Annotated in this window: 12 protein-coding genes; 9 read left to right on the top strand and 3 right to left on the bottom strand. The window is 76.3% G+C overall.

What is annotated here, in order from left to right; all coding sequences use genetic code 11:
* Both AB0O29_RS29925 and AB0O29_RS29920 read left to right on the top strand, forming a co-directional pair.
* On the top strand, positions 1-4,221 hold a 4,221-nt coding region (locus AB0O29_RS29925; RefSeq protein WP_365157654.1), incomplete at its 5' end, for an SDR family NAD(P)-dependent oxidoreductase.
* A gap of 40 nt (positions 4,222-4,261) precedes the next feature.
* On the top strand, positions 4,262-5,032 hold the full coding sequence (locus AB0O29_RS29920; protein WP_365157651.1) for an alpha/beta fold hydrolase: 771 nt from the start codon (positions 4,262-4,264) through the stop codon (positions 5,030-5,032).
* A gap of 7 nt (positions 5,033-5,039) precedes the next feature.
* Here the strand turns inward: AB0O29_RS29920 and AB0O29_RS29915 are convergent, their stop codons facing one another.
* From AB0O29_RS29915 to AB0O29_RS29905, 3 genes are all read right to left on the bottom strand, one after another.
* The gene (locus AB0O29_RS29915; RefSeq protein ID WP_365157648.1) at positions 5,040-6,233 is read right to left on the bottom strand and encodes a Gfo/Idh/MocA family oxidoreductase; all 1,194 of its coding nucleotides are present in this window, start codon (positions 6,231-6,233) and stop codon (positions 5,040-5,042) included.
* A gap of 77 nt (positions 6,234-6,310) precedes the next feature.
* Positions 6,311-7,888 carry a metallophosphoesterase family protein gene (locus AB0O29_RS29910; protein ID WP_365157660.1) on the bottom strand — a complete coding sequence of 526 codons (1,578 nt, stop codon included), beginning with the start codon at positions 7,886-7,888 and terminating at the stop codon, positions 6,311-6,313.
* 178 nt (positions 7,889-8,066) lie between these two features.
* Positions 8,067-8,921 carry a methyltransferase domain-containing protein gene (locus tag AB0O29_RS29905; protein ID WP_365157645.1) on the bottom strand — a complete coding sequence of 285 codons (855 nt, stop codon included), beginning with the start codon at positions 8,919-8,921 and terminating at the stop codon, positions 8,067-8,069.
* A 174-nt stretch (positions 8,922-9,095) separates the two neighbouring features.
* Here AB0O29_RS29905 and AB0O29_RS29900 point away from each other — a divergent pair, with 174 nt between their 5' ends.
* The 7 genes from AB0O29_RS29900 to AB0O29_RS29870 form a co-directional block, all read left to right on the top strand.
* Positions 9,096-9,605, top strand: coding sequence for a RidA family protein (locus AB0O29_RS29900; RefSeq protein WP_365157642.1), 510 nt, complete (start codon positions 9,096-9,098; stop codon positions 9,603-9,605).
* 117 nt (positions 9,606-9,722) lie between these two features.
* On the top strand, positions 9,723-10,877 hold the full coding sequence (locus AB0O29_RS29895; RefSeq protein ID WP_365157639.1) for an acyltransferase: 1,155 nt from the start codon (positions 9,723-9,725) through the stop codon (positions 10,875-10,877).
* A 75-nt stretch (positions 10,878-10,952) separates the two neighbouring features.
* Positions 10,953-11,918: a DUF4129 domain-containing protein gene (locus AB0O29_RS29890; RefSeq protein ID WP_365157637.1), complete on the top strand. Its 966-nt coding sequence runs from the start codon at positions 10,953-10,955 to the stop codon at positions 11,916-11,918.
* Positions 11,915-12,451 (top strand): hypothetical protein, encoded by a 537-nt coding sequence (locus AB0O29_RS29885; protein ID WP_365157634.1) that lies wholly within the window; start codon positions 11,915-11,917, stop codon positions 12,449-12,451. Before AB0O29_RS29890 ends, AB0O29_RS29885 begins: the two co-directional genes overlap by 4 nt.
* Before the next feature lie 64 nt (positions 12,452-12,515).
* Positions 12,516-13,523, top strand: a complete 1,008-nt coding sequence (locus AB0O29_RS29880) for a MoxR family ATPase (protein ID WP_365157631.1) — start codon at positions 12,516-12,518, stop codon at positions 13,521-13,523.
* Between the two features lie 50 nt (positions 13,524-13,573).
* Positions 13,574-14,914, top strand: a complete 1,341-nt coding sequence (locus AB0O29_RS29875) for a DUF58 domain-containing protein (RefSeq protein WP_365157657.1) — start codon at positions 13,574-13,576, stop codon at positions 14,912-14,914.
* A partial coding sequence (locus tag AB0O29_RS29870) for a hypothetical protein (RefSeq protein WP_365157628.1) occupies positions 14,911-15,616 on the top strand: 706 nt, incomplete at its 3' end. The genes AB0O29_RS29875 and AB0O29_RS29870, both read left to right, overlap by 4 nt.

Here is a 15,616-nt window from a genome sequence, read left to right as displayed (position 1 = left end):
CCCCAGCCCGCCCCCGAGACGGACACCGCCCCGGCCGCCCCCGCGCCCCGGCCGCTGCGCTCCGCGGCCACCGCCCTGCCGCTCGCCGCCCGCACCCCCCCCGCCCTGGAGGAACAGGCCGCCCGCATCGCCGCCCTGCTGCGCGAGGACCCCGGCGCCGCCCCGGACGGGATCGGCCACGCCCTCGCCACCACCCGCACCCCCTTCGCCGAACGCGCCGTCGTCGTCGGCGAGGACCGCGACGAGCTGATCGCCGCCCTCGACGCCCTCGCCACCGGCGCCTCCCACACCGGCGCCGTACGCGGCACCGCCCCCGCCCCCGCCCCCGCCCGGCCCGTGTTCGTCTTCCCCGGCCAGGGCTCCCAGTGGGCCGGCATGGCCGTCGGACTCCTCGACACCTCCGAGGTCTTCCGCGAGCGGATCGCCGCCTGCGGCCGGGCCCTGGCCCCCCACACCGACTGGGACCTCGAAGACGTCCTGCGCGGCGCGGACGGCGCCCCCGCCCTGGAAACCCCCGACGTCGTCCAGCCCGTGCTCTGGGCCGTCATGGTCTCCCTCGCCGAACTCTGGCGCTCCTGCGGGGTCCGCCCCGCCGCCGTCGTCGGCCACTCGCAGGGCGAGATAGCCGCGGCCGTCGTCGCCGGATCCCTCACCCTCGACGACGGCGCCCGCCTCGTCGCCCGCCGCAGCACCCTCCTGCTGCGCCTGGCCGGACAGGGCGCCATGGCCTCCCTCCCGCTGCCGGAGGCCGAGGCCGCCGCCCGCATCGCCCCCTGGGACGGGCGCCTCGCCGTGGCCGCCGTCAACGGACCCCGCACCGTGGTCGTCGCCGGGGACCACGAGGCACTGGCCGAACTCCTCACGGCCTGCGCCGCCGACGGGGTACGCGCCAAGCGGGTCCGGGTGGACCTCGCCTCGCACTGCGCCCAGGTCGAACCCCTGGCCGACGACCTGGCCGCGGAACTCGCCGCCCTGGCACCCGCCGCGCCCGGGATCCCGTTCTACTCCACCGTGACGGGCGAACCCCTCGACACCCCGCCCGACGCCGCCTACTGGTACGGCAACCTGCGCCGCACCGTCCGCTTCGACCAGGCCGCACGCCGGCTCCTGGCCGACGGACACCGGGTGTTCATCGAGATCAGCCCGCACCCCGTGCTGGTCTACGGACTCCAGGACACCGTCGACGACACCCCCTCGGAGACCCCCGCCACCGTCCTGTCGACCCTGTCGCGGTCCGAAGGGGGCGCCCGCCGCTTCCTCACCTCCCTCGGCGAGGCCCACGCCCACGGCGTCCCCGTCGACTGGCCGGCCGTCCTCGGCGACGGCGCCGGGCGCCCCGGCCCCGCCGCGGCCCTGCCCACCTACCCCTTCCAGCGGCAGCGGTACTGGCTCGACGCACCCGACACGGCCGCCGAAGCGGCCCCCGCGGCCGGCTCCGAAGCCGACGCCGGCTTCTGGGCGGCCGTGGCCGGCGAGGACCTCACCACCCTCGCCCGGGAACTCGGCGTCGACGAGGACGCCTCGCTGCGCACCGCGCTCCCGGCCCTGAGCGCCTGGCACCGGGGCCGGCGCGACGAGGCCGCCACCGACGCCTGGCGCTACCGCATCGCCTGGAAGCCGGTCGCCGACCCGGCACCGCACCCCGCCCTCACCGGCGCCTGGCTCGCCGTCGTCCCCCGTGACCTGCCCGGCGACCCCGCCGTGGAACTGGCCCTGGACTCCCTCGCCGCCCACGGCGCGGAGATCGTCCGGCTGGACGTCGCGGGCGACGCCGACCGGCACGCCCTCGCCGAAGCCCTGCGCGCGGCCGGCCGCGACGCGGCCGGCGTCCTGTCCCTGCTGGCCCTCGACGAACGGGCCCACCCCGAACACCCCGCCGTCCCGCTCGGCCTGGCCACCACCCTGCTCCTCGTCCAGGCACTCGGCGACGCGGGCCTGGACGCCCCCCTGTGGTGCCTGACCCGGGGCGCCGTCTCCACCGGCCCCGCCGACCCCGTCCGCTCCGTCCGGCAGGCACCCGTGGCCGCCCTGGGCCGGGTCGCCGCCCTGGAACACCCCGGCCGGTGGGGCGGGCACGTCGACCTGCCCGAGGGGGTACGGGCCACCGACGGCCGCACCGGCCGCCGGCTGGCCGCCGCCCTCACCGGCGCCGGCGGCGAGGACCAGCTCGCCCTGCGGCCCGACGGAGCCCTCGCCCGCCGGATGCTGCGCGCCACCGGCGACGGGGCGCCCGCCGGCCCCGGCTGGCAGCCGCGCGGCACCGTCCTGGTCACCGGCGGCACCGGCCACATCGGCGGCCACGTCGCCCGCTGGCTCGCCGGAGCCGGCGCCGCCCACCTGGTGCTCGCCGGCCGGCGCGGCCCCGACGCCGACGGCGCCGCGGAGCTCGCCGCCGAACTGGAGGCCCTGGGCGCCGGCGTGACCCTGGCCTCCTGCGACCTGGCCGACCGCGCCGAGGTGGCCCGGCTCCTGAACTCCCTCGACGCCCTGCCCCCGCTGAGCGCCGTCGTCCACGCCGCGGGCACCGGTACGCCCGCCATGCTCGCCGACACCACCGTCGCCGAGTTCGCCTCTCTCCTCGGGGCGAAGGCGGCGGGCGCCGCCCACCTGGACGAACTCCTCGGCGACCGGGAACTCGACGCCTTCGTGCTGTTCTCCTCCGGCGCCGCGGCCTGGGGCAGCGGAGCCCAGGCCGGCTACGCGGCCGCCAACGCCTTCGTCGACGCCCTCGCCGAGGACCGCCGCGCCCGCGGCCTGGCCGCCACCTCCGTCTCCTGGGGCGCCTGGGGCGGCGGAGGCATGGTCGACCGGGCCGCGGAGGAACGGCTGCGGCTGCGCGGCCTCGACCCCATGGACCCCGGCCTCGGCGTGCTGGCCCTGCGCCGCGCGGTCGAACGGGGTGACACCACCGTGGTCGTCGCCCAGGTGGACTGGACCCGGTTCGCCCCCGCCTTCACCGCCGCCCGGCCCAGCCCCCTGATCGCCGGCCTGCCCGAGGTGCGCCGGCTCACCGCCGCCGAGGACACCGGGGCGGACGCCCCGGCCGACGGCGAGGCGCCCCTGGCGCGCCGCCTCGCCGCCCTCGCCGGCGCCGACCCGGCCCCGGTCGTGCTGGAGTTCGTACGCTCCGAGGCGGCCGCCGTCCTCGGCCACCCCTCCGCCGACGCCGTGGGGGAGCGGCAGGTCTTCCTGGAACTCGGCTTCGACTCGCTCACCGCCGTCCGCCTCGCCAAGCGGCTCGGCCGGGCCACCGGACTGAAGCTGCCCGCCACCCTGGTCTTCGACCACGCCAGCCCCGCCGCCCTGACCGCCCACCTCCTCGGGCTCCTGGCCCAGAACCCCGGCGCGGGCGCCCCGGCCGCGGCGGCCGGCGACGCCGGGACGGCCGGCGAGGACCTGCTCGTCGGCCTCTACCGGCGGGCGGGCGAACTCGGCCGCCTCACCGAAGGCATCGAGATGGTCACCGCCGCCGCCCGGCTGCGGCCCGTCTTCGACGCCGCCGCCGCGGACGCCCACCGCCCCGCCCCGGTCCGCCTGGCCCACGGGGACGAAGGCCCCCACCTGGTCTGCTTCGGCCCCTACATGGCCCCCTCCGGAGTCCACCAGTACGCCCGCTTCGCGGCGGCGTTCGGCGGCCGCCGCAGCATCTGGGGGCTGCCCGAACCGGGCTTCGCCCCGGGCGAGGCGCTGCCCCGCGACGTCGAGGCCCTCGTCGAGGTCCACGTCAGGGCCGTCACCGCCTGCGCGGGCGAGGAGCCCGTGGTGCTCGTCGGATACTCCTCGGGCGGCTGGGTGGCGCACGCCGTCGCCTGCCGGCTGGAGCGGCTGGGCCGGCCCGTCGAGGGCATCGTGATGCTCGACAGCTTCACCCGCACGCAGGGCATGGGCGACCGGTTCCAGGCGGCGGTGGTACGGGAGCAGTCCGACCGCTTCGAGTTCATCTCCGCGCCCGGCACCCAGCTCACCGCCATGGGCGGCTACCTCGCCCTCTTCCAGGACTGGGACGCCCCCGAGGCCGGGGCCCCCACCCTCGTCGTCCGCGCCGCCGACGGGATGGCGGACGGCGCCGGCCCGCGGCCCGGCCGGACCGACGACCGGCCGCCGGCCCCCGAGCACGCCCAGACCGTCACCGAGGTCCCCGGCAACCACTACACGCTGATGGAGCGCCACGCCGAGTCCACGGCCACCGCCGTCGACGAGTGGATCCTCAAGCTCCCCTGAACCGCCCCCGCCCCCTCCCCGAAAGGACACGGTCCCTTCCGTGAACACCCCGACCACCACCGACGACAGCCTGTGGATCCGCCGGTTCCAGCCGAGGCCGGACGCCGCCGTGCGGCTGGTCTGCCTCCCGCACGCGGGCGGCTCCGCCAGCTTCTACCTGCCCGTGGCCCGCGCCATGCCGGAGTTCGCCGACGTCCTGTGCGTCCAGTACCCCGGCCGGCAGGACCGGCGCGCCGAACCCCTCGTCGACAGCATCCACGAACTCGCCGACCGGGTCTTCACCGCCCTGCTGCCCTGGGCGGACCGGCCGCTGGCCTTCTTCGGGCACAGCATGGGCGCCTCCGTCGCCTTCGAGGTCGCCCGCCGCTTCGAACGGGACAAGGGCATCGTGGCGGCGGCCCTGTTCGCCTCCGGCCGCCGCGCCCCCTCCGCCCACCGGCACGAGACGGTGCACCTGCGCGACGACGACGGCCTCATCGAGGAGGTGAAGAGCCTCAGCGGCACCGACACCCGGCTGCTCGGCGACGAGGAGGTGCTCCGGATGGTCCTCCCGGCCGTCCGCGCCGACTACCGGGCCGCGGAGACCTACGCCCCCGAGCCGGGGGAGCGGCTGCGCTGCCCCGTCACGGCCATGGTCGGCACCGGTGACCCGAAGGTGACCGAGGCCGAGGCCGCCGCCTGGGCCGAGCACACCGAAGGCCCCTTCGAACTGCGGGTGTTCTCGCCGGGCCACTTCTACCTGGTCCGCGACCACGCCGAGGTCATCGCCGCGATGGCCGACCGGCTCGGCGCGTCCCTGGCAGCGAACTGACGTCAGGTCAGGACGTCTTGTGCCGCTGGCCGTTCTCGAAGTAGGCGGCCAGCGGCGGATCGAGCGGCGGGACCCTGCGCGGGGTCCCGCCGTCCCGCAGGGACTGCGTCGCCCCGTACCCGGCGGCCACCGCCATCCGGGCGGCGACCGGCGAGGTGTCCGTGGGCCCGCCCTCCCGGACGAACCGCAGGAACTCGTCGATCAGCAGCGGGTCCGCCCCGCCGTGGCCGCCCGCCGACGGGGCCGCCGGTACGGGGTGGCGGGCGTCCGGCTCGGCCCGGTGGCCCGACCGCCGGGTGTTCCACACCCGGACCTCGCCGCCCGGCCCGTCCCCGAAGTTCTCCAGCCGGCCGGCGTCCCCGATCACGGTGTAGTTGCGCCAGTAGTCGGGGGTGAAGTGGCACTGCTGGTAGGCCGCGAGGACCCCGTTGCCCAGGCGCAGGTTCATCAGGGACACGTCCTCGACGTCGATCACCGGGTTGAGGTCCCGCTGGGCGGCCGGCGGCCAGTGCCCGTCCTCGGTGTACCAGTCGGCGGTCTTGGGCTCGCCCGGCGCCCGGCGGTGCGGGTTCCCGCCGTAGACCATCAGATCGCCCATCGCCTGGACGTCCTCGGTGTAGGAGCCCGCCAGCCAGTGCAGGACGTCCAGGTCGTGGGCGGCCTTCTGCAGCAGCAGGCCGTGGCTGAAGCGGCGTTCGGCGTGCCAGTCCTTGAAGTACCAGTCGCCGCCGTAGCCCACGAAGTGCCGGATCCACACGGTCTTCACGGTCCCCACCGCACCCGCCGCGATCAGCTCCCGCATCAGCCGGACCACCGGCATGTGGCGCATGTTGTGCCCGACGTACAGCCGGGTGCCCGTCTCGTACGCCGTGCGCAGCACCTCGTCACAGCGCTCCACGCTGATGTCGAGGGGCTTCTCCACGAAGACGGGCCGCCCGGCCCGCAGGGCCTCGCAGGCCAGGGCGGCGTGGGTGTGGTCGGGGGTGAGGACGAGGACCGCCCCGAGCCCGGGGTCCCCGATCACCTCCATCGGGTCGGCGTGGATCCGCGCGCCGGGGAAGGCCGCGGCGGCCCCCGCCCGGGCCCCCGGGTCGGGATCGGCGACCGCGGCCACCACGGCGCCCCGGCCCGGCCGGTGCGCCGTCCGCGCCAGGGCCCCGCGCAGGCCGTATCCGAGGACTCCGATCCTGACGTCCGGCACGGCCGTCACCCCCCTCTGCTCGAGGAGGCAGGTCTACCACCCCGCGCGCCCGCGGCGACAGGGCGCGCGGCCCCGGGTCAGCGGCCGGGGCTCCGCTGGACCTCGAAGTGGTCGATCCGCTCGCCGGTCTCGGCCAGGGCGCTGACCTTCAGCTTCGGGAAGCGGCCCGTCTCCACCTCCACCGCGAGGAAGGAGTAGTTCGTGTACCGCACCCGCGACCACTCCACCGTCTCGGTCGCCTTCGACGCGCCCTTGACCCACCGGTAGGTGTCCACGCTCTCCCGGTCGGCGACGTGCCCCTCGTACGAGTCCGGGACCGGGAAGGAGTACAGCGACCGCCCGGCCGCGCCGGCGGTCACGTACACGATGCCGTCCCGGGTCGGGTCCGTGCGCTCGCCGATCGGGACCCTGCGCCCGACCTTGTTCCCCTTGATGGCGTCGGTGCGCTCGTACACGTGGTTGTGGCCGTTGATGACCAGGTCCACCTGGTGCTTCTCGAACAGCGGCACCCACACGTCCCGCACCCCGCCGTCGGAGGCGTGCGAGCTCGTCGTGGAGAAGGCGCAGTGGTGGAAGAACACCACGATGAAGTCCACGTCGCGCTGGTGGCGCAGCTCACCCAGGCGCCGGTCCAGCCAGGCGGTCTGCCGGCCGCCGCTGATCCCGAAGTTCGCCGGGATCTCGTACGAGACGTCGTTCGCGTCGAGGGCGACCACGCCCACGTTGCCGTGCACGAACGAGTACACGCCCGGCTGGTTCACCGGGTCCGGGCCGTTGTCCGGCAGCGACCAGCGGGCCTTCTGGCCGCCGTAGCCCTGCGGGGAGTACCAGGCCTCCATGTCGTGGTTGCCGGTGGTCACCATCCACGGCACGGTCTTGGCGACCGTCTCCGTCTGCGCGAGGAACTGGTCCCAGGCGCGCGCGTCGTAGGTGTCGCCGGTGCCGCCCGAGCCGGAGGAGTCGGCGTAGCAGATGTCGCCCGCGTGCAGGTGGAAGGCGGGGTTCTGGGCGAGCAGCACCGCGTCGTTGCCCAGCGCGTGGTAGCTGACGCCCTGGTCGCCGAAGGCGGTGAAGGTGAAGCCCTCGGGGCGTGCGGGGGCGGTGGTGAAGGTGCCCAGCGTGCCCAGGTTGCGGTGGTCGGCCGGGTCGAAGCCGTCGTGGCCCACCCCGTAGTAGTAGGTCTGGCCCGGCCGCAGCCGGTCCAGGGCCGCGTGCAGGTAGAACTGCTCCGCCGCCGCGATCTTGCCGCCGTTCAGGACCGGGGTGCTCAGGTGCCGCACCTCGGCGTCGATCTTCACGCTGAGCGCCCAGGGGCTGGTGCCCACGCGCAGGTACGGCTTCTTCACCGCGAACGGGACCTGCCAGGAGACCCGCATCTGGGTCTTCGGGTCGGCCCCGTACTGCAGGTGGCGGCCGAAGGGCGCGGCCAGGGAGCCGTCGACCCCGCGCCGCGCGGAGGAGGAGAGCAGGGACGGGGCGGCGTACGCGGGCGAGGCCGCCCCCGCGCCCAGTCCCAGCCCGGCCGCGGCCGCCGTCACCGCGCCGGCGCGCAGCGCCCCGCGCCGGGTGAATCTCGCGCGCAGGTACTCGTGCTGCTCGGCCATGCTCATCCGGGCGGCGAGCTTCTGAGGGATTCCGAAATCGGGTACGTCCAGGTCCATGGGGGCGAACTTCCTCTCCCGAGGCGACGGGCGGTGGACCGCCGGGTGAACGGCGGTGAGACGGACCCCCATGAGAGTCCACGGAATTCCCCATCACCGGTAACGGCACGTCAAGAGCCTGCAAGGCCACCGCGACGGGCCCGCCGGGCCCGCGCTCGCAGCCCGCCGTCGCTCAGCGGGCGGTGAGGGCGTACGCGGCGAGCGCGCGGTTGCCCTGCGGTTCGGCGACCGCCCGCAGTACGTCCGCCTGGCTCAGGACGAGCTGGCGCACCGGCTCGCTCAGCGCGGCCAGCCGCTCCGGAGCCGCGAGCAGTTCCAGGCAGGCGGCGACCTCCCAGTCGCCGTCCTGGAGCCCGTCGGTGTCGACCGGGCGGCAGGCCTGCGCCGTCCAGCCGGCCCGGGGCAGGATCTGCAGCAGCCGTTCACGGGAGAAGGGCGTGCGGACGTTCCCCTCGCCGCGCGATCCGGCGGCCTCGGCCTGCCCCTGGATCAGCACGGCCAGGAGGTGCGCCAGCCGGTCGCCGGACCCGGGCGTCAGGTCCCACTCGGCGAAGCAGAGCCGCCGCGCCCAGGGCCGGACCCGGGCCAGGGTGTCGCGCAGCCGGCCGAGCGAGCTGAAGTACCAGGCGCAGTGCGCGAGCACCACGTGGTCGAAGGCGCCCTCGGGGAAGCCGACCGACGGGTCGAGGACGTCGGTGGCGAAGCGGAAGTCGATGCGCGGCCCGAGCCGCCCCGCGGTGAGCCGCTCGGCCGAATCCCCGAGCGTGACCGGCGCCCCGTAGGACGGGTCGGCCACGTCGACGGCGATCACGCGCCCCCCGGGGCCGACCGCCTCCGCGAGCACGGCCGTCATGTCGCCCTGGCCGCAGCCCAGTTCGAGGACGGTCGAGCCCGGCGCGATGTCCCAGCCCGCGACCAGCGCGGCGCGGTGGCGGGTCTGGGCCAGCTGGACGTGGGCGCCGTGATCGGCGGCCGCCATGCCCGCCGCGATCGAGGCGGCCTCGGCGTGGAGATCGGAGTGGTTCACAGAGTCCTTGGTGCTGCTCGGAGGTCGGGTGCGCGCCGATGCTACGAGAGGAGCGGGCGCGCCGCCCGCGATTATCCCGGCGTGAGGTCCCCACGCGATCGCCGTTCGAGGCGTTCTCCCCTCCTCCCTGACAGCGTCGGGGCTCCAGGCTCACCGGGACGAAGGGACAGAGGGATGACCAAGTCGAGGCGCAGGTTCGGCATCGGCGCCGTGGTGGCCGCGATCGCGGCCGCGATGATCACCGTCACGGGTCTGCAGGGCGCCAGCGCGCAGGACCTGGGTCGCCGTGGCTGGGACCACTTCGGGTTCGGGGTGCCGTGGGAGGAGTCCTACGGGTACTCGCAGGGCATCCGGGCCGGGGACACCGTCTACATCTCGGGCCAGGTGTCCCACGACGCGGCCGGGAACTTCGTCGGCGCCGGCGACTTCGAGCTCCAGGTGCGCACCGCGTTCGACAACCTGGACAAGGTCCTCGCGCACTACAAGGTCCCCCGCAGCCAGATCATCAGCATGAAGATCTTCACCAAGGACCTCCGCAAGAACTTCGACACGGCCGCCAGGCTGCACAAGGAGTACGTGGGCAACCACCGCACGACGGACACCATCGTCGGCGTCAGCGACATGTCGGTCCCCGAGCAGCTCGTGGAGATCGAGGCCATCGTCCAGGTCTCGCCCCGCTCCTGACCATCCGTCAGGCCCGGCCGCCGTCCCTGTGGGACGTCTGTGAGCGCGCTGTACAGTTCCGCGGGAGTTAACCCGGCGGTAATCGGACGGCGGTTCGGGCGAGGGGGCGGACGAGTGATGAGAACGCGCGGAGCGGGGAACGGCTCACCCCGCCTGGCCGTCCTCGACGGCATACGGGTCCTGGCGGCGCTGGCCGTGGTCTTCTACCACTACACGGTCCTGGCGAGCGCCTGGGGAGGGCCGACCGAGGGCGTCTTCCCGGTGGCCCGGCGGTTCGCCGTCTACGGCTGGCTCGGGGTGGAGGTCTTCTTCCTCGTCAGCGGGTTCGTCATCTGCATGAGCGCCTGGGGCCGCGGCCTGGGCGACTTCGCGGTCTCCCGGGTCGCCCGGCTCTTCCCCGCCTACTGGGCGGCCGTGGCCCTCACCTCCGCGGTGCTGCTGGCCTGGCCCGAGGTGCGGCCGGCGGGAAGGCCCGCCGACATCGTGGTGAACCTGTCGATGCTCCAGGGCGGCCTCGGGGTCCCGCACGTCGACGACGCGTACTGGACGCTCTTCGTGGAGCTCAAGTTCTACGCGCTGTTCGCCCTGGTCGTCCTGCGCGGGGTGACCTACCGCAACTGCGTGCTCTTCTGCGGGATCTGGACCGCGGCCGGGGTGGTGGCCCCGACCGTCGACGACGGACTGCTGTCCTTCTTCGCGATGCCGTCCGCGGCCCCGTACTTCATCGCCGGCATCGCCTTCCACCTGATGCGCCGCTTCCGGCCGAACGCCGTCCTGTGGGTCATCGTCGGCGTCCAGTTCCTCCTCGCGCAGCACTACGTCGGCGACCGCATGACCTCCAGCCTCGGCCGGGCCGCCGCCGGGCAGACCCCCGTGTGGCCGGCCCACGTGATCATCCTGCTGGGCTTCGCCGTGATGGCGGCCCTCGCGCTCGGCGCCCTGGACGGCGTCCGCTGGCGCTGGCTCCCGCACGCCGGAGCGGTCAGCTACCCGCTCTACCTGATCCACATGCTCGTGGGGATGACGGTCATCCACCACTTCCGGGGCCGCGTCGCCCCCGTACCGCTGGTCCTCGCCACCACCGCCTGCATGCTGCTGCTCGCCTGGAGCCTGCACCGGCTCGTCGAACGCCCGCTGGGCCGACGGCTGGGCGCCGCGCTGCGCCGCGGCATCCGCGACATCCGGGCCGCACCCCCGGCCCGGCCCCCACTGGGCCGCGTACCCGCCCAGCCCGCCGCCCCCGAGGCGGAGACCCTGCGGGCCCGGCGCTAGCGCGGCCGAGGCCTGAACTCATTGATCACCGGCGGCCGGTGTGCGAAGCTGCCGGTCTCGGGGGAGGGGGCGCCGGTGGAGCGCGCACACGGCCACATAGGGTCCGCGCGGGCGGCGTTGGTCTTGTTCGTCGTCGGCGGGACCGTCCTGGGGGCGCTGCTGCTCAACCCCGGCGCGGGACTGTTCGCCGACGGCCGCGGCCCGCTCGGCCACAACCCCGTACTGGTCCTCGGCCTCGCCGTGCTCGCCCTCCTCGGCGGGTTCGCACTGCGCGCGAAGTACGTCGGACAGGTGGCCGCCCACGAGCTCGACCCGGTGGAACAGCGGCTGGCCGACGGGGTGCGCCGCGTGCTGACGGCGGCGCCGCTGGTCCTGCCCCTCCTCATCGTGGCCCTGCACCGGTTCCGTTCCCCCGACATCGGCGGCGGAGCCGCCCACGGCGGCCCGGGGTCCGCACCGCCGCCGCCCTCCACGAGCCCGGTCCCGGTGCCCGCCGCACCGCCCGCACCGGCCGCCGCCCCCGTCGACGCCACCCACTCCGTCCTGGCGCGCGTCCTCCTCGTGCTCGGCCTCGCCCTGCTCGCCGCGGCCGCCGTCCTCGCCGCCCGGCTCCTGTGGCGGCACCTGAACCGGCCGGCCGGGCCCGACCCCGAGGCGGCCGCCGGCAATCCCGACGGCGAACGGGAACACCTGGCCCACGCCGTGGACTCCGGGCGCCGCGCCCTGCGGGACGGAACCGACGTGCGCGCGGCCGTCATCGCCTGCTACCTCGCCATGGAGGAGTCACTCGCCGGCTCCGGCGTGGCCCGGCGCGCCTCGGACAGCCCACAGGACCTGCTGGAACGGGCCCTCGACGGCGGACTGACCGCGGCCGCGGCCGCCACCGAGCTCACCGCCCTGTTCCGCGAGGCCCGTTACTCGACCCACCCGATGGACGACGGCCACCGCGACCGGGCGGCCGCCGCGCTCGCCGAACTCGCCCACGCCCTGCGCCCGCCGGCCGAGGAACCCCGGGCCGGCGCCGGGGGCGGTGCCGGATGAAGGCGGGCCGGTGGATCCGCACCCTGACCGGCTCCGCGTGGCGCACACCCGGTTCGGTCCGCCACTCCCTGGCAGTCCTGGCCGGCCTCGCCCTCGCCGTCGAACTGCTCCTCGCCCTCACCGACGGCGCCGCCGCGGCCGCCACCGGAGCCGCGCTCCTCACCGCCGTCGCCCTCGCCCTGGGACGCCACGCCGCCGGCGGCGCCGCCCAGGACACCGGACTGCGCAGGCCCACGCGCGTGCTGGGCGGCCGGGCCCCCGCGCTCGGCCGGTGGCGGCGCACCGTGACCGACGCGCTCGCCGACGACGGCGGAGAACACCTGCGCACCGTCATGCGCCCCCAGCTCCAGCGGCTGTTCGCGGCCCGGCTGGCCGAACGGCACGGCGTGGCCATGTACCGCGACGCGGAACGGGCCCGGGCACTGGTCGGCACCGAGCTGTGGCCCTGGATCGACCCCGGGACGCCCGCCCCGCGGCCCACCCTCCCCGAAGCCGTCCTGCGCTCCCTGCTCGACCGGCTGGAAACCCTGTGACGGCCGCCGGACCCCGGCCCGCCCCCACACCCCCATCCGCCCCCGCCCCCGTGAGGATCCGCTCGTGACCAGCACGCGAACCAGCCCGGACCAGGCCGTCCTGACGCCCCGACAGGCGGGCGAGCGGGCCGCGGCCGTGCTCGACGAGATCCGCACCGCCGTGGTGGGCAAGGCGGAACCGCTCGCCCAGGTCATGCTCGGCATCCTCGCCGGGGGCCACGTCCTCATCGAGGACCTCCCCGGACTCGGCAAGACGCTGCTCGCCCGCTCCTTCGCCACCACCCTCGGACTCGACTTCTCCCGCGTCCAGTTCACCCCCGACCTGCTGCCCTCCGACGTCACCGGCGCCCCGTTCTACGACCAGCGGACCGCCGACCTGGTCTTCCGGCCCGGCCCCGTCTTCACCCACCTGCTGCTCGCCGACGAGATCAACCGCACCCCGCCCAAGACCCAGGCGGCCCTGCTGGAGGCGATGGCCGAGTCCCAGGTGTCCGTGGACGGCACCACCCGCCCGCTGCCGGACCCCTTCGTGGTCGTGGCCACCGCCAACCCCATCGAGTACGAGGGCACGTACACCCTGCCGGAGGCCCAGCTCGACCGCTTCCTGCTGCGCGTGCGGATGGGCTACCTCACCCCCGCCGAAGAGGCCGGCATGCTGCGCGCACGCGTCGACCGGGCCGCCCCCGAAGCCGTCCTGCGCACGCTCAGCGGACCGGGCGAGGTGCTGGCCATGCGGGCCGCCGTGGAACGCGTCGAGGTGGACGACGACCTGCTCGACTACGCCGTCGCACTCGTCGGCGCCACCCGCGCCCACCCGCACGTCCAGGTCGGCGCCTCCCCGCGCGGCGGCCTGGCCCTCGTACAGCTGGCCCGCGCCCGGGCCGTGCTGGACCTGCGGGACTACGTCACCCCGGAGGACGTCAAGTCCGTGGCGGTGCCCGCCCTCGCCCACCGGATCACCCTCAAGCCGGAACTGTGGGTCCGCCGGATCGACGCCGACGAGGTGATCCGCGAGATCACCGGGTCCGTACCCGCCCCGCGGACCCTGCCGGGCGCGCCGGCCGCGTCATGACGGAGCCGGAGCCCGCCCGTGTCGTGACGGAGCCGGAGCCCGCCCGCCTCATGGCGGAGCCGGAGCCCGCCCGCGCGGCGGCCGCCGTGCTGCGGGCCCTCGAAGGCCGCCGGGACGGCTCCGAGCCCCCGCCCCCGCCCCCGGCCGGCCGGCGCCCCGGCGAACGCGCGCTGCGGCTGGGCACGCTGGCCGTCGTCGCCCTGGCCGCCGCGCTGGTCACCGGCCGCCCCTGGGTCCTCGCCCTGGCCGTCGCCCCCCTGGTCCTGCTCGCCCTCGCGCTGCCCGGCGGGCCGCGCCCGGACGGGCTGACCGCCGAGGCGGAGGTGGAGCCGCGCCGGTGCTTCGAGGGCGAGCGGGTGACCGTGCGGATCGCCGTGGACCACGCGGGGGAGGCCGGGCGCCTGGACCCGGGGGTCACCCTCGGCCACGGGATCCGGCTCGACCGGATCGAGGCGGGCCCGCACCACGTCGAACTCGCCCTGACCGCACGGCGCTGGGGCCGCTGGAGCCTCGGCACGGTCGACGTGGACCTCTACGACCGGGGCGGCCTGGCCCGCCGCACGGTCCGGGCCGACCTCGGCGAGATCTCCGTCTTCCCCGTGCCCGAGCACGCGGGCCTCACGCCCATCCCGGTCCGGCTGCCCCAACGCCTCGGCGAGCACACCTCCGCGCAGCGCGGCGAGGGGGTCGAGGTCACCGGAGTGCACCCGTACGCGCGCGGCGAACGGCAGCGCCGCATCCACTGGCCCGCCACCACCCGCCGGGGCGCCCTCCAGGTCCACGGCTTCGCCGCCGAGCGCACCGCCGAGACCGTGGTGCTGCTGGACGTCCTCACCGACGTGGTCGACCCGGTCACCGGCACCTCGACGCTCGACGCGACCTTCCGGGCCGCCGCCGGGCTGGTCCGCGCCTACCTGCGCACCCACGACCGGGTCGGCGTCGTATCGGTCGGCGGGGCCACCCGCTGGCTGCGTCCGGGCAGTGGCCAGGGGTACTTCCACCGCATCGCCGAGACCGTACTGGAGGTCCGCAAGGACCGCGGCCACCGCTCGGAGGGCCTCGGCCCGCTCCCTCCGCCCGCGCTGCCCGCCGGGGCACTCGTGTACGTCGTCACCCCGCTGAGTGACGGGCGGATCTTCGACGTCCTGCACCAGGTGCGCGGACGGGCCAACCCGGTGGTCGTGGTCGAGATCCCCACCGGTGACCCGGTGGTGGACCCCGGCGACACCGAGGGCGCGCTCGCGCTGCGGCTGTGGCGGGCCGACCGCGACGCCATGCGCTTCTCCCTCGTCGAGAGCGGCATCGCGGTCATCGCCCACCGGCCCGGCGAGACCCTCGACCTCGCCCTCGCGCCGCTGCTGCGGACCCGCGTCCAGGGAGGCAGCCGATGACCGACGCCCCCGCCCGGCCGGCCCCGCTCAGGACGCGGCTCACCTCGCGCCTCACCGACCGGCTGCTCGGCACGGCCCTGGTCGTCGCCGCCTGCGATCCCCCCTCCGCCCTGGAGGCCTCGCCGCCGGTCGGGGCGGTGGCGATCGCGGCCGCGGCCGCCGCCGCGTGGTGGGCCGCTCCCATGGCCGACGCGCGCCCCGTCCACACCTCCCTGCGGTGGCCGGCCGTCGTGGCCCGCCGCAGGACGACCCTCCTGCCGGCCGCCGCCATCGCGATCGCGGCGGTCACCTGCCCCGCCCTCTGGCTGGTCGTCTGCGTCGCCGCCCTGTTGCTCGCCTACCTGCTCGTCACCGACCCGTGGACGCGCGGGGTCACCGCCCCGCCCGGCCGGCCGGCGGCGGCACCCGCGCTGGCGGCCGCCGCCGCGACGGCGGTGGTCCTGCTGGCCGCCCAGGCACCGGTCGCGCGGACCGCGTACGCCTGGCTCCCCGCCGCCCTCGCCGTCGCCGCGACGGCGGCCTGCCTGGCACTGGCGCTCCACACCCGCCACCGCCCGCCGGAGCGCCCGCCCCGCCCGGACCCCGGCGCGGACGGGCCCCGGCCCCGCCCCGCCCCCCCCCCCCCGCCCAGGCCGTGCCGGGGGGGGCCCGCCCCCCCGGGGCGGGGGCGGGGGGGGCGGCGGTGGGGGGGGCGCAGGACAT

The sequence above is a fragment of the Streptomyces sp. NPDC089915 genome, assembly GCF_040684675.1.
Classification (GTDB): Bacteria; Actinomycetota; Actinomycetes; order Streptomycetales; family Streptomycetaceae; genus Streptomyces.
The sequence above is the reverse complement of the archived record's forward strand: the minus strand, read 5'-3'. Positions and strand labels throughout refer to the sequence as shown.